The organism is Hymenobacter duratus (genome assembly GCF_014698995.1).
In the GTDB taxonomy this organism is placed as follows: domain Bacteria; phylum Bacteroidota; class Bacteroidia; order Cytophagales; family Hymenobacteraceae; genus Hymenobacter; species Hymenobacter duratus.
Window position 1 is genome coordinate 628500 of sequence record NZ_JACWZZ010000001.1, and the last position, 20824, is coordinate 649323.

General features: G+C 57.5%; 15 protein-coding genes. 3 read left to right on the forward strand and 12 right to left on the reverse strand.

What is annotated here, in order from left to right:
- Positions 1-32: 32 nt before the first annotated feature.
- From IC231_RS02615 to IC231_RS02645, 7 genes are all read right to left on the reverse strand, one after another.
- Positions 33-1424, reverse strand: coding sequence for a murein hydrolase activator EnvC family protein (locus IC231_RS02615; protein ID WP_190783052.1), 1392 nt, complete (start codon positions 1422-1424; stop codon positions 33-35).
- Positions 1408-2181, reverse strand: a complete 774-nt coding sequence (locus IC231_RS02620; protein ID WP_190783053.1) for a DUF4292 domain-containing protein — start codon at positions 2179-2181, stop codon at positions 1408-1410. The genes IC231_RS02615 and IC231_RS02620 overlap by 17 nt, the downstream gene beginning before the upstream one ends.
- The gene (locus IC231_RS02625; RefSeq protein ID WP_190783054.1) at positions 2174-3991 is read right to left on the reverse strand and encodes a tetratricopeptide repeat protein; all 1818 of its coding nucleotides are present in this window, start codon (positions 3989-3991) and stop codon (positions 2174-2176) included. Before IC231_RS02625 ends, IC231_RS02620 begins: the two co-directional genes overlap by 8 nt.
- 114 nt (positions 3992-4105) lie before the next feature.
- Positions 4106-5116, reverse strand: a complete 1011-nt coding sequence (locus tag IC231_RS02630; protein WP_190783055.1) for a sugar phosphate nucleotidyltransferase — start codon at positions 5114-5116, stop codon at positions 4106-4108.
- A gap of 113 nt (positions 5117-5229) precedes the next feature.
- Positions 5230-5664: a dUTP diphosphatase gene (gene dut, locus IC231_RS02635; protein ID WP_190783056.1), complete on the reverse strand. Its 435-nt coding sequence runs from the start codon at positions 5662-5664 to the stop codon at positions 5230-5232.
- 100 nt (positions 5665-5764) lie between these two features.
- Entirely contained in the window at positions 5765-7270 is a 1506-nt protein-coding gene (locus IC231_RS02640; protein ID WP_190783057.1) for an oligosaccharide flippase family protein, read from the reverse strand.
- 127 nt (positions 7271-7397) lie between these two features.
- Positions 7398-8189, reverse strand: a complete 792-nt coding sequence (locus IC231_RS02645) for an enoyl-CoA hydratase/isomerase family protein (RefSeq protein ID WP_190783058.1) — start codon at positions 8187-8189, stop codon at positions 7398-7400.
- 225 nt (positions 8190-8414) lie between these two features.
- Between IC231_RS02645 and mscL the strand changes: the two genes are divergently transcribed.
- The 3 genes from mscL to IC231_RS02660 all read left to right on the forward strand — a co-directional run bounded on the left by mscL (position 8415) and on the right by IC231_RS02660 (position 10511).
- Positions 8415-8837, forward strand: a complete 423-nt coding sequence (gene mscL, locus IC231_RS02650; protein WP_185887752.1) for a large conductance mechanosensitive channel protein MscL — start codon at positions 8415-8417, stop codon at positions 8835-8837.
- Positions 8838-8939: 102 nt separating this feature from the next.
- Entirely contained in the window at positions 8940-9950 is a 1011-nt protein-coding gene (locus IC231_RS02655) for a DUF3078 domain-containing protein (protein WP_190783059.1), read from the forward strand.
- 108 nt (positions 9951-10058) lie between these two features.
- On the forward strand, positions 10059-10511 hold the full coding sequence (locus IC231_RS02660; RefSeq protein WP_190783060.1) for a hypothetical protein: 453 nt from the start codon (positions 10059-10061) through the stop codon (positions 10509-10511).
- 411 nt (positions 10512-10922) lie between these two features.
- Here the strand turns inward: IC231_RS02660 and IC231_RS02665 are convergent, their stop codons facing one another.
- The 5 genes from IC231_RS02665 to IC231_RS02685 all read right to left on the reverse strand — a co-directional run bounded on the left by IC231_RS02665 (position 10923) and on the right by IC231_RS02685 (position 20685).
- On the reverse strand, positions 10923-11555 hold the full coding sequence (locus IC231_RS02665) for a hypothetical protein (RefSeq protein ID WP_190783061.1): 633 nt from the start codon (positions 11553-11555) through the stop codon (positions 10923-10925).
- A 384-nt stretch (positions 11556-11939) separates the two neighbouring features.
- Positions 11940-14990 carry a translation initiation factor IF-2 gene (gene infB / locus IC231_RS02670; RefSeq protein ID WP_190783062.1) on the reverse strand — a complete coding sequence of 1017 codons (3051 nt, stop codon included), beginning with the start codon at positions 14988-14990 and terminating at the stop codon, positions 11940-11942.
- A 122-nt stretch (positions 14991-15112) separates the two neighbouring features.
- A complete protein-coding gene (nusA, locus tag IC231_RS02675) occupies positions 15113-16408 on the reverse strand; it encodes a transcription termination factor NusA (protein ID WP_190783063.1) in 1296 nt (431 codons plus the stop codon).
- Positions 16409-16527: 119 nt separating this feature from the next.
- Positions 16528-16998 (reverse strand): ribosome maturation factor RimP, encoded by a 471-nt coding sequence (locus IC231_RS02680; protein WP_211538822.1) that lies wholly within the window; start codon positions 16996-16998, stop codon positions 16528-16530.
- A gap of 129 nt (positions 16999-17127) precedes the next feature.
- Entirely contained in the window at positions 17128-20685 is a 3558-nt protein-coding gene (locus IC231_RS02685) for a DUF7948 domain-containing protein (RefSeq protein ID WP_190783064.1), read from the reverse strand.
- Positions 20686-20824 lie beyond the last annotated feature (139 nt).

Here is a 20824-nt window from a genome sequence, read left to right on the forward strand (position 1 = left end):
TGTGCGGTGTTTTTTTATGCGCCGGCAGCACGCTAGTGGCGCCCCAGCCAGTTTTCAGGGTTGAGGTTGGAGCTGTTGCGCCACACCTGAAACTGCACCTCGGAAGTGCCTTCGGAAGAGGTATATACCGTGCCGATCTGCTGGCGCATTTTTACGGTCTGGCCTTCGCTCACGCTCACACTCCGCAGCTTGGCGTACACCGTGAAATATTCGCCGTGCTGAATCATCACGATGTTGTTCATGCCCGGCACGCTGGCTACGGTCAGCACTTTGCCGTCGAAAATGGACCGCACTGCCTCGCCGGAACCAGTCTGAATATCGATGCCGCGGTTTTCTACTACCACGTTCTTGAGCACCGGATGATTGTGGCGGCCAAAGCGCTGGGAGATAAAGCCTTTGGCAACCGGCCAGAGCAGGCGGCCCCGGTTATCGGCGAAGGATGACGAAAGCACGGCTGTTTCCGGGGTCAGCGTCACCCGGTCAGTCCGGACGGGTTCAGCGGGCTCCGACGGCTCGGAGTATGTGCGCGCCGGCGCCTCCGTGGAAGTGCGGCCGGGTGTGGAAGAAATTGCCCGTTCGGCCCGTTCGCGGGCAGCGGCACGAGCGGCGGCTTTGGCCGCAGCCACCCGGGCGGCACGGGCAATTTCTTCCCGCACCCGGTCCGCAATCAGGTTGTCGAGCCGGCTTATGGCGCGCTGGCGGTCGGCTAGTTCCTGCCGAAGCCCCTGTTCCTGTTTGCTGAGCTTGGTTACTACTTGGTCCTGCTGGGTTTTGAGCGTTACTAGGTTGTTCTTCTCGGCTACCTGCGTGTTCAGGAGCTGGCCTTGCTGCTCCTGTTTCACTTTCAGGCCGTTGAGCTGCTGGCTCAGGCGCTGTTGGGTGCCTGCAATTTGTGCAGCTTGGGCCTGGCGCACTTCCGAGTATTGCCGGATGTAGCGCAGGCGCAACATAAATTGGTTGAAGGACTCCGCCGCAAACAGAAACATGATGCGGTTGTAGCTGTTGGCCGTTTTGGAGCCGGCATAGATAAGCCGGCCATACTCCGCCTTCAGCTGCTCCAGGTTCTGTTTGGTTTTCTGGACCTGCGTCTCGGTTTGCTGTACATCGGTTTTGATGTAGTACAGCTCCGAGGAAATATTGCGGATGACGCCCTGCTGTACGGTCAGCTTTTCTTTCAGCGCATTCAGCTGGCCCAAAGAGGCCTCTTTCTGGCGTTGAGTTTGCTCCAGAATACGGCTGGTTTCCCGGATGCGGCGCAGAGTAGCCTGCCGTTCCCGCTCCAGCTGGGCCTTCGTCTTTTTGGTCGTCGTGGTACGCTTGGCTGTTTGTGCGCGCTGTGCCAGCAAGACACTATTCAGGCTGAGCGCTCCCAGCTGGCTGCACAGCAAGACAATTGCCAGCCAGCGCTTACTTCTTCCGGGCATAGCCTTTTGGAATGGAGAACGGAAATTGCAGGCGCTCCTTGTCTACATCAACGGTACGGTAGCTGAGCGTAGCAGTGGTGGGTTTGTTCTGGCCCTGCTGAATCTGCAAAAGCGTATTGTAGGCGAAAGACTGCGGCGCCCGTTCCAACACCCGGAAATCGGTGTAGTCCACGGTTACCTTGTTCTGAGTAGCCGGATCTTCTACTGTAAGCTGCTGCACGCGTGCCTTTCCCAACTCGATGAGCTGCTGCACAAGCAGGCCTACCTGCTCATAATTGACCCGCTGCATCGAGTTTTCCGTGGCCACTTTGGGTTCGGTGGCTGGGTCGAGAGGAGGGAGGTAGTTGCCAAGAAGCAGGGCCTGTAGCATGTCGAAGTTGACGGGCACATTCAGGCGTTTGCTCAGGTAGGCATAGTCACCGGCGTAATATTCGCGGTGCAGCTTATCTAGCACCTGCACTGAGTCGCGGGTGATATAAGCGCGTACGCCCTCTAAGCCAATTAGTGAAGCCGAAATCCAGATGACACTGTCTTTGCGGATACGAACATTGATGTTGGCTGCCTGCTGGTTGCCTTGGTAATCGAACTGCGCTTTGCCTTTCGCCGATAGGAAGCGGAACTCCACATTGGTAGCGCGCACGGCTTCCGGTACAGGCCGCTTGGTGGCCGCCCCCGATTTGGTAGGAACCGCTTTCCGGGTGCAGCTGCCCAGCAGGATGATGGCCAGAAGCAGGCTCAGCGCAATGTGTTTACTCATATAGTTTCTTGTCTTTGATTTTGCGGTCAATCAGGCTCGATGCACCGCCTATCTTTTTCGCCCGTAGCCATTCGGTGTGGGCTTTATCCTTGTCGCCAAGTTGGAACAACACGTCGCCGTAGTGCTCAATTACCGTGGCATCTTTGCTGGTAAGTAGTGCCTTTTCCAGATACTGCTTGGCGCCAGCATAGTCCTTCTGCTTATACAGCACCCAAGCGTAGGTGTCCAGATATGTGTCGTTATCAGGGAACTGCTTCACCAGCTTGCCCGACATTTCCTTGGCGCGGTCCAGCTTTTCGCCCCGCACCGATAGGAAGTAGCTGTAGTTGTTGAGAGCCTGTGCGTTGTTGGCATCAAATGTCAGCGCTGCCTCATAGGCCGCATCCGACTTGGCATACTCCTTTAACTCATGGTAGGCATCACCAAGCTGGGTGTCAAACTGGGCTAGCAGCTCGGGGTTGTCGGTGGCCAGCTTGCGGCCATATTCCAGCGCTTTCACGCCTTTAGCGGGCTGCTTGTTCAGCACGTAGGCTACCCCATTATAAAACCAAAGCGGTGCCTGGTTCGGAAACAGCTCCAGCGCGCGGTCCGTGTGTCGCAGCAGCGAATCAGTCTGGTTCAGCTCCGCGTCAATCAATACTACCTGCTGCCAGATCTGGTAACGGGAATTATCAAGCTTAATGGCCTGCAAGTAGGTGTTGCGGGCGTCCTCTTTATGGTTGGTGAGGGTTTGAATGTCGCCGGCCACGGAGTAGGCTTTGGCTTCTTTCGGGTGTACCCGCACTGTAATGGCGGCTAGGTCTAGGGCTGTTTTCTCAATCTTGGGATTGGGCAGCTGCTTAATGAAATCCACCAGCACACGCACCTTGTCATCAATATCAAGGCCCGGGCTTTCGAAGGCCAGCTTAATCTGCTTCTCCGACTCAGCGGCGTTGCCCTGCTGCCGGTACACATCGGCCAGAATCATGCGGGCCTGTGGACTCTCGGGGTCTTGGCGGAGGGCCTGTTCGGCTACCCGCACAGCATCAGGCAGGCGGTTGTTGGCAGCATACATTTCGGCCTGCGCCAGCACGTAGCGTATTTCGTCGGGGTTGGCCTTGATCAAGGCTTCGCCTTCCAGCAGCGCCTTGTCGAGGTTGTTCTGTTTGAGGTAAATCTGCTGTTTCTTGAACGACACCTCATCCAGCGGGCCAAACTGCTTCTCAGCGCGTTCCAGTGTGGCCAGCGCCTCGTTCAGCTTGCCCTGGGCCAGATACAGATCTGCCAGATTAAAAAGGTAGTAGCCGGAGTCCGGCACATCCTGAATCAGCTGGGTATATACTTTGGCAGCCTGGTCGTATTGCTTCTGCGAAGCGTAGGTCTGGGCCAGCAGCAGGTAATAGTAGGCGTTTTTGGGGTCGAGCTTGACAGCCGATTGCGCGAAGTTGCTGGCGTCTTTCAGGTTGCCGCTAAGCAGGTTGGTTTCGGCAATCTTGTAGCTAATGGCCGCATTACCAGGATTGAGGGCATACGCCTTCAGCAGCCGCTCCAGCGCCTTGTTGTAGTCCTCCAGAATCACATACTTCACTCCCTCCACGAAGAAGGCTTCACTGGCCTCACGGTCCTTTTCAGTGAGCTGGCGCTGGCTGCTGACGGCATCCAACTCGGCCCGACGGGCCAGTTCCTTGCGCTCTTTGCGGCTCAGCTTGCGGGGCTTGGCCTCTGCCTTCGGAGTGGCCGTAGTACCAGACTGGCTTTGCTGTGCCCTTCCCGGTTCGGGCAGGTACAGCAAAGCCAGCAGGAGGAATAGGGAAGGAAAAACGCGACGCATGAAGACAGGAGCGCGGAGCAGATCCGCCAGTCAGAAGAAACGGAAGAAGGTCAAGATACCCAAAACGGCGGAATGGCCCCGCGCTTCTGCGTAACGTAAGCGGCTACTAAATTATCATACGCGCAGCGTATTGTAGTCGCCCAAGCTCAGGTCGTCAGGGGTGCTGGCCACGGTGGCAAAGTTGCCAATCATGGAATTGGTGACATTGGCGTGAAGCACCGTGGCCGATTGCTGCACGATGGAATTCGTAATAACAGACCCACGCACGTTGGTTTGGTTGCCCAGCGAAACGTGTGGGCCTACTACCGAATCCGTGATAATTACGCCTTCGCCCACATACACTGGCGGAATCAGAACGGAGTTGGTCACCTTGGCTGAGTCAGCTACCAGGTTTTCACCACGCTCCTGCAGGTACTCCAGGTAGCGTTGGTTGGTGAAAACGGTAGCGTCTTTGTTGCCGCAGTCAAGCCATTCCGTAACGCGGCCGGGCACGAACGTAGTGCCCTTGTTTTTCATGTTTTCGAGGGCATTGGTGAGCTGGTACTCGCCTTTGTCCATGATGTTGTTGTCGAGCAGGTACTGCAGTTCGCTGCGCAGATACTCGCCGTCCTGGAAATAGTAGATGCCGATAATGGCTAGGTCTGATACAAACTCCTGAGGCTTTTCGACGAAGTCTGTAATCTGGCCCTGCTCATTCAGCTTGACCACGCCAAAGGGTTTCGGGTCGTCTACTTTCTGCACCCAGATGGTGCCGGGCACGCTGGAATCAAGTGTAAAATCTGCCTTGAAGAGCGTGTCGGCGAAGGCTACTACCACGGGGCCAGTCAGGGCGCTTTGAGCACATAGAATAGCGTGTGCCGTGCCCAGCGGCTCGTCCTGGTAATGAATCGTGCCCTTGGCGCCTACTGACTCTGCAATCTTCACAAGGCTTTTCTCCACCTCTGCTCCAAAGCGGCCAATGATGAATGCTACTTCCTGCACCGGCTCGCCGCATACTTTGGCGATATCCTCCACCAGACGCTGCACAATGGGTTTGCCAGCAATGGGAATGAGTGGTTTCGGAACAGTGAGGGTGTGCGGGCGCATACGCTTGCCCATGCCTGCCATCGGGACAATGATTCTCATCTGGTAAGTTGGTTATGAGGAGTTTGGATGGTGAATTGTAAAAATATCTATTGAATCTTCTGTAGCAGAGCCGCTAACAGCATGTCAGCTTCTCCCTTCTCGACTCAATATGGCTACTGCACGCCTGTGCTGCCGTAGCCGCCCGCGCCGCGTTGCGTTTCGCTCAGCATCTCGGCCGGCTGCCACGAAACGACTTCGTGCCGGGCCACAACCAACTGGGCAATACGCTCGCCATCCTGTATCACGAACTCCGTGTCGGAAAGGTTTACCAGCAGCACCTTCAGTTCGCCACGATAGTCAGCATCAATGGTACCCGGACTGTTCACGATACCGATTCCGTGCTTGTAGGCAAGGCCGCTGCGAGGCCGCACCTGCACCTCATAGCCCACCGGAATTTCCATAAACAGACCAGTTGGAACCAGGGCGCGCTGCAGGGGCTTCAACGTAATAGGCGCCTCCAGGTTGGCACGTACATCAAGGCCGGCGGCATGGGCTGTCTGGTACTCGGGCAGCGGATGGTGGGAACGGTTGATAACGGGAATCTGCATAAGACAAAGGTAGTTTTTGATTACTCGTTTTGATTGCCCAGTCAATTCAGACAGACTCACGCGAGGTAATTGGTTGTGCAGAGGATGACAGCACCCGCGGCTAGCGCCGGGCTAGCACACGCTGCGGCTTCTCGACGGCCACCATCAGCCCCAGGAACCCGGCGCATAGCAGCCCGTGCCACGCCTGTCGGAGCCAGTAGCTTTCCACCGAAACCAGCCAGCCCAGGGCCACTACACCAGTGGCCACCAGCAGCCAGCCCAGCAGCCTCGCTACCGGGTACGGCACGGGAAAATGCCGTTCGCCCAGCCACCAGCAGATGGCTGCCATCATAAAGTAGCAGGCCAGCGTAGCCAGGGCCGAACCCATGTAGCCCAGCACCGGAATCAGCAGAAAGTTCAGTGCAATGGTCAGCACTGCGCCGGCGGCCCCTATGTAGGTGCCGTAGTAGGTCTTGTCTGTGAGCTTGAACCATACGGACAGGTTCCAATACACCCCCAGAAACAGATTGGCCAGCAACAGCACTGGTACGACTGCTATACCCTCGCGGTATTCGGCACGCTTAAGAAACAGCTCCGCAAATACCTCCAGATTCACGCTGATGAACACAAAAATCAGGGCACAGCACAATGTGAACCACTTCAGTACCTGCGCGAAAGTGGCTGGCGAATTTTTCTCGGTGCTTTGGGCAAAGAAGAACGGCTCGGCGGCGTAGCGGAACGCCTGAATCACGAGGCTCATAAAGATGCTAAGCTTGTAGCAAGCTCCATAAATGCCTACGGCCGTCAGGCTGCTCTTGCCGGGATAGAAGCCTTCCGGCAGCCAGGTCGGCAGCAGAATCCGGTCCAGTGTCTCGTTGACCATGCCAGCGAGGCCCATCAGCATGATAGGGTAGGCGTAGGTGAGCAATGGGCGCAATGGTTCCAGGCTCAGACGGAACCGGAAAGCGGCCAATTCGCGGCCTAGCAGCAGCAGTGTGAAGGCGCTAGCTGCCAGGTTGGCCAAGAACACGTAGCCAACGCCGATGGTGGGGTCGTAGAGGCGTGTTACCAGCGGCTGCAAGCCAGTCAGGTATTTGCCAGCCAGCACATCGGGGCACACTACAATAAAAAACAGGTTCAGCCCTACGTTCAGCAGAATATTGGCCATGCGAATGGCGGCAAACTTGCGGGCCTTGTTTTCCAACCGAAGGCGGGCAAACGGAATAGCCGCCACCGCATCGAGGCCCAAAATCAGGGCCAGCCACACGGCATACCGCTCGTGGCCGGGCGGCAACCCCAGCAGCTGCAGCAATGGGCCAGCTTGCCACGCCAGCAGCCCAGCAAGCACCACGCTGCTAACCAATAACAGGCTAAGCACTCTGTCATAGAGAAGTTGCCGGTCGGCACCAGCCCGGTTGGCGAAGCGGAAAAACGTCGTTTCCAGACCGTACGTGAATACCACGTTCAGGAAAGATACGTAGGCGTAGAGTCCGGTCACAATGCCGTATTCGGCTGCCGCAAAGCGGGCCGTGTACACGGGTACCAGCAAATAGGTGAGCACCCGGCCCACAATACTGCTGATACCGTACACGGCGGTCTGCGAGGCAAGCTTCTTCGCTACGCTCATTTAATATGGTACTGATGACGATTGTGCAGCGGCACAACCGGAGTATCTCGCCAAAGCAAAGAGCCTGTTCTAACCCAAAAAAGGGCTTTGCCAAACCGCTGCATGGGCGTTGTTGCTTCGTTCTCTACTAGTTGCCGGTAAATGCCGCCGGGCGCTTTTCCAGAAACGCCTGAGTGCCTTCTTTGAAGTCATCGGAGGCAAAACACTGCCCGAAGGCATTGGCTTCTACTTGGTAGCCGTGGCGCTCATCTGCATAATAGGCATTCACGCTGTCGATGACCAGCCCAACGGCCAGAGGCGCTTTGCTTAGAATGCGGCCCAGCAAAGCCCGGGTAAAGTCCATCAGCTCAGCGGCCGGCACCACATGGTTCGCCAAACCAAGACGCAGGGCTTCATCAGCTTTTATCATGTCGGCGGTCAGCATCAATTCCAGTGCTTTTCCTTTGCCCACCAGCTGCGTAAGGCGCTGCGTACCGCCATAGCCCGGAATCAGGCCCAGGTTCACTTCCGGCTGGCCAAAACGGGCCGTATCAGCAGCAATACGCATATGGCAAGCCATAGCCAACTCGCAGCCTCCGCCCAATGCAAAGCCATTAACGGCAGCAATAACCGGTTTCGGGCTTTCCTCAATAGCGCAGAATACTTCCTGGCCTGATTCTGACGCTCGGCGCGCCAACGACTCACTCTCAACAGCCGCTAGTTCGGCAATATCTGCTCCGGCCACAAACGCCTTTTCTCCGCTCCCGGTCAGAATAATGCCGCGCACGGCGGTATCATCGAGGGCCAACTGCATTGCCATGCCGATTTCCTTAATCGTGGCAGCATTCAGTGCATTCAGCTTGGAAGGGCGGTTCAGCGTGATGGTCAGGATGCCGGATGCAGCATCAAGGTCATACAGCAGATTGTCGAAAGTGGCCATGCAGAAGGAAGAAATAGATCAGCGGATGAGCAAAGATAGCGCAAAACGCCAGCCCTCATGCCCGCGGCCCTACCGGCTATGGAGCCAGGGAGGGCAGGTAAAAAAAGGGCAGAAAATGCTCTTACTATTTTGATACTACTGAACTAACCCGGACTGTAGAAGGAATTAAAAAGATATTATATTGCCCGAGTTCTATTCTCTCTTCCACCAAAACCCTTCACGTATATGGGATTCGTTTCTGAGTTTAAGGAGTTCATTTCCAAAGGGAACGTGCTGGATCTGGCCGTAGGTGTTATCATCGGTGGGGCTTTTGGAAACATCGTCAAATCATTGACCGATGATATTCTGATGCCTGTGCTGAGCCTGCTCACCGGCGGAATGGATTTCAAAGATTGGTTCCTTGCGCTCGATGGCTCGACCTACAAAACGCTGGAGGAAGCGAAGAAAGCTGGGGCTGCCACCGTCAACTACGGACTGTTTCTGAACGCTGTCATTGCTTTCATACTGATGGCGTTTGCCATCTTCTGGATTGTGAAGCTGGCAAACCGCTTTAAGAAGCCGCAGGAAGTAATTGTTGCTGATCCGGGCCCAACTAAAGACCAGGTGCTGCTCATGGAAATCCGGGATGCACTGCGCACCCGCAGCTAATACACCAGTTTCGATTGCCGCTTATAAAGCCGGCCTTTTCTCTGCTGACTAGCGGGGCAGAGGCCGGCTTTTTGGCTCTCATTCACTTTCTCAGCCTACGCTATGAAAACTGTTTCCTCCTTCTTCGGCCAACGTTTCCTGTTGGCTGCCTTGTGTGCATGGTTGCCTGTGGCGTTGGCTTACGGTCAGGACCCGATTCCGAACCGGGTGCCTGCTCCGCAAGCCGCTTACAAGATATCTGCTGAAGTTGACACGGCCCAAGGGTGGCGGCGAGGCGGAGCCGGTACGCTCAATTTCAGCCAGGTAAGCCTAAGCAACTGGGCGCCAGGCGGACAAAGCTCTTTGTCGTTGCTGGGGCTGGGCAATATCTATGCGCACTACCGCGAAGACAAGCACTCCGTGGACCTGGCCGGCAACCTGATTTATGGCCTGCTGAAAGCCGGCAAATCGAGAGTGCGCAAGAACGATGACCGCCTGGAATTGAATGCCCGCTATGCCCGCAATTTTGCTCCCAAATGGTCTTATGCCGGCCAGCTAAACCTCAAAACCCAACTGACCCCTACCAACGACATCGTCAGGACGGATTCACTGCTGTCGAAGTTCTTTGCGCCCGCCTACATCTTGGCTTCTCTGGGCTTTGAGTACAAGCCCAATGATGACTTTTCACTGTTTCTTTCTCCCGTAACAGGTAAGTTCACAGTAGTCGCCGATCAGGCGCTGGCCGATGCCGGTGCTTTTGGCGTGCGAGCTGCCCGTCTTGGCTCCGACGGCCGGGCTGTAGCTGGTACCGGCGAAAGGCTGCGTGAGGAGTTAGGCGCTTACATCAATGCCCGCTACCGCCGGCCGCTGCTGCCTAACATTACCTACCAGACCCGACTGGAGTTGTTCAGCAACTACGCCCACAATCCACAGAACGTGGATGTGAACTGGGAAAACCTGCTGGATTTCAAGGTCAATAAGTTCTTTAGTGCCAGTGTGGCTACTACCCTCGTGTACGACGACGACATTTTGGTGCCGCTGAACGTGGACGAGCAGAACGGAGACCCCACTGCCCGCGGCAGACGCATACAATTCAAGGAAACGCTGGGTATTGGACTGACTTACAAGTTTTAAAGATTTTGAACTAACTTGGGGACCCACCCGTTGCCGCGCCATAGGCCCGAAGCCACCCCCTTTGCCTTCCCTGGTCGGTACTCAATGCTTTTCCACCCGCTTCCGCGCATGAAAAAACTGATTGCAACCACTTTGTTGGCCTCCGCCGGCCTGCTTAGCCAGCCCGCTCACGCTCAGGCTCCTCGTTCTACATCTGAAGACCAGGTGCGGCAGGCCAACGAGCAGGGCCTGCGCAAAAGCAAGCGCAAGGCTTCCTCCGCCGATATTGCCAACATGCAGCGGCGCATGAACATGAACCCCGAGGATGCCAAGCGCGACCAGCAGATCGAGCTGCTGGAGGCGCGCGCAGGCGGGTCGGCCAATACCAGCTTCGGACGGGCTTCGGGGCCGGCGCGGCAGTATGAGAAAGGTTCTGGGGGCTTTACGGTGCGCAAATTTAAAGCGGGCAAGCATACCCGTAACGCCATGATGAAGAAGGGGGAAGGACGTGCTGCTCCTGGTATCGACCCCAAAGGCAAGCCGCTCAATCATAAAAAGAAGAAGCGCTTCCTGCCTTTTTAAAGGCACAGAAACTTCTATGCAATAAGAAAGAAAAAAAGCCCCGGCGCATCGCTCCGGGGCTTTTCGCATCTTCAGCGGTTTCGAGGCCACCGTTCGCCCTCGATGCTGCTAAAGAAGAACTGAGTTGCGGTACGTGCTGCACAGGCTGGCAGCACAAATAGGTGTGGTGTCAGGATAGTTGGCGCTTGCTTGGGTCCCAGCCGGGCCCCGGCAGTGCCATTGAGGATTCCGGGGCCGCTGTTGCGGAGGAGCCAGCCGAGGTGTTGCTGCACAGCGAGAGGTAGCAGACCGGCGCCGGCATATGGCAGTGGCAGGAAGCGGGACGTTTGCTCAGTGGAGGACAAGTACGGCGCATAATGCTGGATTCTGTATGGTACCAGTGAGGAAGGCGGCTTTTGAGCGCCTGCCGTGCTATAGTTTGGCCAGCGCGTTCAGGTCGATGTCGCGGGCTACTTGCTTCACGAAATCAGTATTATTCTGCCCATCCGATTCCACCGCTACAAAGAATCTGTCGCCGACTCCCAAGGCTACGCTGGCCTTGTGCTCTTTCTTCTGCAGCGTTTCCCAGCCCTTCACATTGGCTATGCCCAGGTCGCAGCCGCGCATGAGTTCTTCATCATTCTCCTGCGAAAAGCCTGCTGACATCATGGCCGTGGCGCCGGCGTAAAGGGCATTTGCCCCATTGTAGTCTATAAGCTGCACCTTCAGGTGCTGGTCGCCTTTCCTGTACGTCTGTTCGCAGCTGGAATAGCTGATACCGCTCATGTTCACGGATTCGCCCTTGGGGTCACCTACCGGCATAAAACCAGCAATGCTTCCTGGCAGATAGCGCTGTAGGTCCTTGTAATTGAGGGAGACTGTGTCGCCCCGCTCGGTCCGTACTGCCCGCTTCTTCTCGGCGGCCTCCAGTGCGGCTCCCATATTCTTCGCAGCCCGGGCGCTTGTAGCAACGGCTGTGTAGGTACTGCGGGCCTCATCAAGCTGCCCGCAGGAAGCAAGCAGAGCTATTTCTGTGAGGACCAGAAGAGTTGCGAAGTTGTTCATAGCAGAAGCAGAAAAGAATCGGGGCGGGGTGTGCTGAACTGCGGCAGAGCGGCCTGTTTTCAGGAGTATATCACAGTCTTGTTCCGCTGACGTCTCGAGGTTATCGATGAAGAAACAGCACCCCCGGAAAGATTGCTGAGGCGTGGCAAGCGCTACCATGCGAGCTGCCCAAGTCAGTGCTATTGCTACCAGTCAGGTGAGCTATGCGTCTACATCAAGGCCTGAGTGACAGGCGGTTGTTCAATCCAATCATGAACTGATACAAAACTACCTTTCTGCCTCCCCGAGGTCAATAGCATAATGATGTGACAGCCACGTCCAAACGCAAACGCCCCCTACTGCCAAAGCAGTAGGGGGCGTTGTACCTATCGAAACGGGTTACACTTAGAGCGTCCGTTTGATTTCCTGTTCTTCGAAGCCCTCAATGTTGTCGCCTTCGCGCAGGTCATTGAAGCCTTTGATAGAGATACCGCACTCGTAGCCCTGGCGCACTTCCGACACGTCGTCTTTGTAGCGCTTGAGGTCCTGAATGTCGCCGGCGTACACCACGATACCATCGCGCACGAGGCGCACTTTGGTTTTGCGGGTGAAGGTACCGTCCGTCACCATACAGCCACCGATGGTGCCTACTTTGGTGATGTTGAATACCTGGCGAACTTCGGCGTTGGCTACTACTACTTCCTTCACCGTCGGGGCCAGCATGCCTTCCATAGCATCCTTCACCTCGTTGATGGCGTTGTAGATGATAGAGTAGAGGCGGATGTCAATCTGCTCCTGCTCAGCCAGCTTGCGGGCACTCTGCGAAGGACGAACCTGGAAGCCGATGATGATGGCATCCGAAGCGGAAGCCAGCAATACGTCGGACTCGGAGATGGCACCCACGCTCTTGCTGAGAATGTTCACGGCCACTTCCGGCGTGCTCAGTTTCAGCAGCGAGTCGGCCAGTGCTTCCACCGAGCCATCCACGTCGCCTTTCACGATGACGTTGAGCTCCTTGAACGAACCGATAGCCAGGCGGCGACCAATTTCGTCCAGCGTGATGTGCTTCTTGGTACGCATGCTCTGCTCGCGGGCCAGCTGCTGACGCTGCGTGGCCAGTTCGCGGGCTTCGCGCTCCGACTCCATCACCTGAATCTTGTCGCCGGCCTGCGGTGCGCCGGTCAGACCCAGTACCTGCACCGGAGTAGAGGGACCAGCCTGCTTCATCTTCTTACCGCGGTGGTCCGTCATGGCCTTCACGCGGCCGTAGTGTGGGCCCGCCAGCACGATGTCGCCCACTTTCATGGTGCCCGTCTGTACCAGAATGGTGGTTACGTAGCCACGACCTTTGTCCAGCGAGGCTTCAATAACGCTACCTATGGCGTTGCGGTCTGGATTGGCTTTCAGTTCCAGAATCTCGGCTTCCAGCAGGACTTTCTCCAGCAGGTCGTCGATGCCCAGGCCGGTCTTAGCCGAAACTTCCTGGCTCTGGTATTTGCCGCCCCATTCTTCCACCAGGATGTTAATAACCGACAACTCCTCGCGGACTTTGTCGGGGTTGGCACCGGGCTTATCAATCTTGTTGAGGGCAATTACAATCGGAACACCAGCGGCTTGCGCGTGGTTGATGGCTTCCTTCGTCTGCGGCATCACCGAGTCGTCGGCAGCTACCACAATGATGGCAATGTCCGTCACCTTGGCACCACGGGCACGCATAGCGGTAAACGCTTCGTGACCCGGCGTATCCAGGAAGGTTACGCGCTTGCCCGATTTGGTCATCACATCATAGGCACCGATGTGCTGCGTGATACCGCCGGCTTCGCCTTTGGCTACCGTAGCGCTACGGATGTAGTCAAGCAAAGACGTCTTACCGTGGTCGACGTGGCCCATGATGGTTACCACAGGTGCACGCGGCTGCAGTTCTTCCTCGCTGTCGGTGATTTCGATAACGGTATCCTCTTCCTCAGCGGACAGGAATTCCACATCGTAGCCAAACTCGTCGGCAATGACGGTAATGGCTTCGGCATCGAGGCGCTGGTTGATGGACACGAACATGCCCATGTTCAGGCAGACCTTGATAATCTCGTTCACCGAAACGTCCATCAGTGAAGCCAAGTCATTGGCGGAGATGAACTCGGTTACTTTGAGCGTTTTGGCGTCCAGCTCGTTCTGAGCGCGCTGGGCTTCCCGGTCCTCGGCTACACCAGCCCGCTTGTCGCGGCGGTATTTAGCGCGGTTGTTATTGTTGCCACCACGGCCGCCGCTGAGCTTGGCCAGCGTAGCCTTGATCTGCTCCTGAATCTGCTTGTCGTTCTGCTCAGGCGTGAGCGGAACAGTGGGTTGTGTGCGCTGGCCAGGACCACCGGGGCGCTGACCGGGGCCGCCGGGACGCTGGCCGGGACCACCCGGGCGCTGACCAGCCGGAGTAACCGGACGGTTGCCCTGGTAGCCGCTGCCTTGCTGAGTGCCCTGGTTGGCTGAGCCCGGCTGCGTGGTGCCACCTGGGCCAGGCAAACGCTGACGTTTTTTCTTGTCGGCCGCCAAGCCGCTTTTGCGCACGTCGGAAGAGGCAACGGGGCGCGCCCCACGGCCTCCACGCCGCGACGAATCCATCGGCAGCTCAATCTTGCCCAGTACCGTCAGGCCTTTCAGCTGGTCGGCTTTGGCCACGATAGTACCGGCTTCTTCGCCCGCAGCATCGGCAACAGGTGCCGTAGCTGGCGCATCAGTAACCGGCGCCGCAGATGTCGGCGCAACTTCCGGAGTCGGAGTTGGGGTTGGCTTTTGAGCTACTGGAGCTGGCGTGGGCGCAACCGGAGCCGGTTTGGGCTCTGGAGCAGCAGCTACAGGAGCCACTGGCGCAGGAGCAGGAGCAGGAGCAGGAGCAGGAGGAGCCGCTTCCGGTGCTGGAGCCGGTTTTACTTCTGCTACTGGAGCGGGAGTTGGCTTAGGTGTCTGTTCTGCTGCCGGAGCAGAAGAGGGAGCAGCAGCCGGAGTTGCTTTGGGAGGCACCGGGCGTCCTTTGGCATCAAGCTCAATTTTGCCCAGCACTTTAAGACCTGGAGCTTTGGGAGCTTCTGGGGCGGGTGCGGGGGCAGGCGCCGGAGGAGTTGGAGCTGCCTGAGCAACTGGTGCGGGCGTCGGGGCCGGAGCCGGGACTTCGGCTGGTTTGGGAGCCGGGGCTTTCGGGGCTGCAGGCTCTGCCGGACGGGCATGCGAAGCTGCCTCCAGCTCGCTCTGGCGCTTGGCCTGGCTGAGCTTGGCGGCTTCCAGCTTGTCTTGAGCTGAAGACGCAAATTCCTTGTCCAACAACGCTACCTGCTCGGAAGTCAGCTTGGTTGTAGGCTTGTTTTCTACCGGAAATCCCTTTTTCGTCAGGGTTTCCACGATAGTGTTCATCCCAACGTTCAGGTCTTTGGCTGCCTGACTAAGCCGTTTGGTTGCTGCTTCCGCCATTCTATGCTCGCGAACGATACTCTTATCTTGGTGCAAAGGTACTATTTTAAATGGAGCCAGCCGGTGTTAAATCAAGCCGGCTGGCTCAATCTAACGCCTTTGCCGGGCCGAAGCCCGCGCGCTCATTGCGCGTTGTCGCTGGCAGTGGAGGTTTCTGCTTCGTCGGTGCTCTCTTCTTCGCCTTCAAATTCGTTGCGGATGATGCGGAAAACATCTTCTACAGTCTCTTCTTCCAGCTCCGTGCGGCGCACAATATCTTCTTTGCTCACAGCTAATACCGACCGGCCCGTATCGAGGCCGATTTTCTTGAGCTCGTCAATAATCCAAGACTCCATCTCATCCGAGAATTCGTCGAGGGCAATGTCTTCTTCGTAGTCGCCGGCATCCCGGAATACGTCGATTTCCATACCGACGAGGCGGCTGGCCAGCTTGATGTTGGCGCCGCCCCGGCCGATGGCCAGCGAAACCTGGTCTGGCTTCAGGAACACTGAAACCCGGCCGGTTTGTTCGTTTATCTTCATCGACGTGAGCTTGGCCGGCGACAGGGCCCGTGCAATATAAAGCTCCAGATTGTCGGTATAGTTAATCACGTCGATGTTCTCGTTCTCCAGCTCACGCACTACGGCGTGAATACGGGAGCCTTTCATACCAACGCAGGCGCCTACCGGGTCAATGCGGTCATCGTAGCTTTCTACGGCTACTTTGGCCCGCTCGCCCGGCTCGCGCACAATGTTCTTGATGGTGATGAGGCCATCGTAGATTTCGGGTACTTCCTGCTCGAACAGACGCTCTAGGAAGGCTGGCGCAGCCCGCGACAGAATGATCTTGGGCGTACCGTTGATGATTTCCACCTTGTGTACTACGGCGCGCACGGAGTCGCCTTTGCGGTAGCGGTCTTTCGGAATCTGCTCGCCTTTGGGCAGTACCAGTTCATTCTCGTCCTTGTCGAGAATGAGAGCCTCACGGCTCCATACCTGATACACTTCGCCGGCAATGATTTCGCCCACCTGATCTTTATAGGTCTGGTAGAGGTGGTCGCGCTCCAGGTCCTTCACGCGCTGAATCAGCGTCTGACGGGCCATAAGCACGGCGCGACGGCCAAAGTCTTCCAGCTTTACCTCTTCCGTAACCTGTTCGCCTACCTCAAAATCGGGCTCGATCTTCTGTGCTTCGGCCAGCGGAATTTTGTCGTGGTCCCAGATGTCCTCCGAGTCGTCATCCACAATCTCACGGTTGCGGTAGATTTCCAGGTCGCCCTTGTCCACGTTGAGGATGACGTCGAAGTTGGCGTCATCGGTGTACTTTTTGCGAATCATCGTGCGGAACACATCTTCCAGGATGCTCATCATCGTGGGACGGTCGATGTTTTTGCTCCGGGCGAATTCGGCAAACGATTCAATCAGGACGTTGCTGTTCATCTGATTTAAATTGTTGGTTATTGGGTGTTACTGGCCAGAATTGCTGGATGGAATTGAGTGCTAAACTGCCAGGGCAGTAGTGCTCAACATTACTCAACAATTTCTAACGAGCAATCATTCTATTTAAACGAAATGACGATTCGGGCTTCCTGAATGTCGGTGAATGGCACCAGGATGGCGGGGAGCGTCTTTTTTTTGTTTTTGTCCTTCACCACTTCGGCCAGCTGGATGCCTTCGGCTTCGGTAGCTTCCAGCGTGCCGGTTTTCTCAGTGCCGTCCTGCAGCTTCAGGCTGAAGGTGCGGCCTACGTGCCGGGTGTACTGGCGCGGGTCGGTCAGCGGCTGGTCGGCACCGGGTGAGGTAACTTCGAGCGAGTAGGTGGCATCTTCGCCGTAGTGCTCATCAATGCGCTTGGCAAGCCGACGGCTCACTTTGGCACACTCATCAATGCCCAGGCCCTGCTCACTGTCGAGGGTGACGGTGATTTTGGGCCGGATAGCATCGGATACGCTCAGGTCTACCACGAACAGATCGAAGCCGGCAAGGCTATCCTGAAGCATCTCCGCAATGAGGTTTTGATCGAAATTCATCTGGACTTGAACCGGGTGATAAAAGAAAGAGGGGACGCTACGTCCCCTCTTCACAATCCGAATACTGCGCAAATATACGGCAAGAAACCGCCGAAAGCAAGCGCCAGCCTGCTGCTGGGCCTTTAGTACCTACCGGGTTATCTCCACCCAGCCTTTGGCACGCCGGTTATCCGTGTCGCGTAGCAGGTAGTAGTAGATGCCGTTGGGAAGGCCCTGTCCGCCCCAGTTGTTGTGATACTCCTTGCTTTCGAATACCAGGGTGCCCCAGCGGTTGAACACCTGCAGGCGGGTTGGCTTGCAGCTAAAGCGCGGCTTGAAGGAATCGTTGAGCGAGTCGCCGTTGGGGGTGATGATGTTGGGGACCAGTACGTCGCCTACCACGACCGGCGCGAAGGCCGTTTCTACTACGCAGCCGGCATAGCGGGCCACGAGCCGCACGTTATACGTGCCGCTGTTCTCATACAAGTGAGACGGACTGATTTCGGTAGAGTGCGGCGAACCGTCGCCAAAATCCCAGTCGTAGGTGCCGCCGGGCAATATGGGCTCAAACTGGCAGGTAAACGGGGCGAGGCCGGTATAACGGGGCGAGGCCGCGCATTCCGGCAGGTTCAACGCTACATTGGCAGCGGAAGTAGGCGCCAGCAACACGGTGCGCGTATCGGAGTTGGTGCAGCCGTTGGAGGTATAGTTGTAGGTGAGCGAGAAAATGCCACCCCGGTTGTTGGTATTGGGCGGAGTGAAAAGCCCGTTCGGGGTGACGCCGGTGCCGCTCCAGGTGCCGCCGGCCGGACTCATGCCACGCAGCTGAAACGGGTTGGTCTGGTCGGCGCAGAGCGTGGTGTCGGGGCCGGCCTGCACCTGCGGCAACTGGCTGACGACTACCGTCTGGGTGCCTACGCCGCAGCCTAGCGTATCAGAAACGGAGTAGGTGAGAGTGTGTGTGCCAATGCCGGCGGTGGCCGGGTTGAAAACACTGCCCGACATGCCCGGCCCGCTGAACGTGCCGCCGGCCGGAGTAGCCACCATGTTCACACTACCCGACGTAATGCACTTCGGTGGAACAGGGGTGATGGTGACAGGCCGCTCTGGTGTAACCGTGATTTTCAGCGGACGGGTACTGACGCAGGTACCGGTAGACGCCACCGAGTAAGTGAGAACGTTGACCCCCAGACGGGCCGGAACCGGCGTGAACTGGTAGCCGCCGCCCGGAATGGCCGTAACGCCCGGCCCGGTCCAGGTGCCCCCGGCTGGTGAGCCGGTCAGGGCCAGCGGAGCACTATTGACGCATACGTAGCGGCTCGGGCCTGGGTCGGCCACGATAATGCCGAAGTCGATTTTAAACGCGGCGTTGTTGCAGTTGCCAGCCCGGTTGGTAGCCGAGTAGGTATTGGCGCCCGGTGGTATCGGGAAGGCAGATGTGCCGCCGCAGCCGCCGCATACCGCCTGATAAATCACCCCTTTCTTGTCGAAGCGCGACGTGCCGCCGTCCACATGCTCGCCGCGGCCGCCCTGCTCCCCATAGAACGTGGCGTACTCCAGGGCCGTCATGCCGGGCCGAAACTGCGCCAGGTAGAAGTCAGAGCCGTCGGTATTGGCCTGAATGGCGTTGGCCGTGACGGGAAGCCCCAGCGTGGAGCTGAAATTTCGCGGAATGGTAGGATCATCGACTCCCGGATCATTGACCCTACCGCCCCAGCCGCTGATATAGATCCGCTCACAGTCATCGACGAGGAAAGCGGAGAGAGAAATGTCGGGGAAGAGGGTGCTGCCACTACCAAAGCGGGTACTGTAGAGCGTGCTGCTGAGGGTGGGGTCGAGCTTCTGAATGAATTGCCGGCCATTCGGTGCCCCATAGAGACCCGGGCTGATGGGAATACTGCCCTGCGTCTGGCCCAGCAGATATACGTTGCTGGCGGCATCCAGCTGCACGAAGAAAACTTGGTCGTAGGCAATAGTGCCGATGTACGAGGACTGTAACACGGAAGAGCCGGTGCTGCTCAGGTGCGTAATGAAGCCGTCCAGCACGCCCCTGAACGTGGGCTGCACAGTGCCGGTGGTGGCTGGAAAGTTAGTGCTCAGGGTGCCACCAGCCACATACACGCCGCGCGTGGCATCTACCTGCAGCGAGTAAGCCGCATCAGAACTGGCTCCGCCTAGGTAGGTAGACCAGAGCAGGCTGCGTACGTCTGCCGAGAGTTTCAGCACTACCGCATCGAAGGCGCCGCCCTGAAAGCTGGTGCGGTAGCCGTTGGGAGTAGGGAAGTTGGGGCTGCTTGTAACGGAGGCTACATAAATATTGCCGTCGCCATCCGTCGTGACATCCCCCCGAAACTGGTCGCCGTAGTTGACGACGGGCGAGCCAGGCAATCCGTCGACGGTGCCGCCAGCCGTAAAAACCGAAACCACTCCATCGGTGCCAGAGCCGCCCACATAAGTGCTTCCCAGTAGGGTCGTACCGTTGGCCGAGAGTTTGGCAATGAACAGGTCCGCTCCATTGTGATATTTGAGCGGCTCATAATCATTATCGGGGTTGATTTGCGGTCCGCCGTTGTGGGTAATGTCGTATGCGCCGGCAGTCACAGGAAAGTTGTTGGAGCCGGTAGAGCCCAGTATCACCAGCTCGCCCTGCGGATTGACGACCATGCTGTGCGGTACCTCCGCGCTGTTGCCACCCACATAGGTGGCATAGAGGCGGGCGGCAGAGCCATTCACCGCCGTGTTGTACTTGATGATGCCCACATCGGTGCCCCCGCTGAAGGTAGTGCGGAACGCGCCGGGCGAAATAGGGAAGCCATTATCGAAGACGGCCCCGCCTGAATACATGTTGCCCTGCGCGTCGTAGGTGGCCGTAAATCCCCAGTTATCGGCCTGAGAGCCGGTGAAGGAAGAAAAGATGACTGTGGGGTCGATGGTGAGGGGGCGGCGCCGGTCGTACTTGCCCAGCCGGAAGCTCACGGTAGTGCCCTGCAGTTCGAAGGCGCACGGCACGGCCACCCGCCGGCCATTGATTTCCTGCCACGCCTTGGGAGCCTGCTCGGTCACGTTCCCCACGGAAGTCTGAGCCAGCAGGCTGCCGTCCGGGGTAAGGCTGAGCTTGTCCAGGCCAGTGTAACGCATCCGAATAACGGCCGGCTTGCTGCCGGGCGCTACCTCAAAGTCGTACTCGAGCTTCTGAGCGGCGTTTTCGTAGAGCACGGCCCCAATGCCGGGATACAGGTTGGTGTAGCGCAGGCGCCGGAAGCCGCGGGCATTGCTGGCCCAGCGCTTGGGGTCTTTGCCCCGGAAATAATTGTAAGGAGCCGGGGTGCCTTCTTCGCCGGCCATAGCGGGGGCGGGGTTGGCGCCCTCAAACGTGACGGTGTAGGCATGGCCGCGCAGCTCGTCGGGGTTGGCGGGTTTGGGAGCCGCTCCCGTCTCGCCCTTGCCCTTGCGGGCATGCCGGCCCAGCGCTTTCGGGTCGAGGAAGCTGTAGGTGAAGCCCGCCGAAGTCAGGAACAGGCGGCCGCTCGGCAGGGCCGCCGCATAGCGCGCCGGGCCATCCCACTGGCCTTTGTTTTCGACAAACTCCAACGAGGCTGTTTCGGGTGCCACGGCACCAGATTTTACAGGGCTGGCCAGTCCGGATGCGGCAGGGATGGTAGCCAGCAGAAAGCCAGCGTAAAAGAAGCGTACAGTAGAAAGAAACATAGATAAATCGTAAACAGAGAAGCTAAAAGTACAACGAAAACTGGTCTTGATCCGCGCGCAAAAATCGGGCCCGGCGCCTAGCCGGCTTCCGCTTACCTTTGCACATCACCGCCGGTCTGTGGGCCGGGTTGCTTCTGCC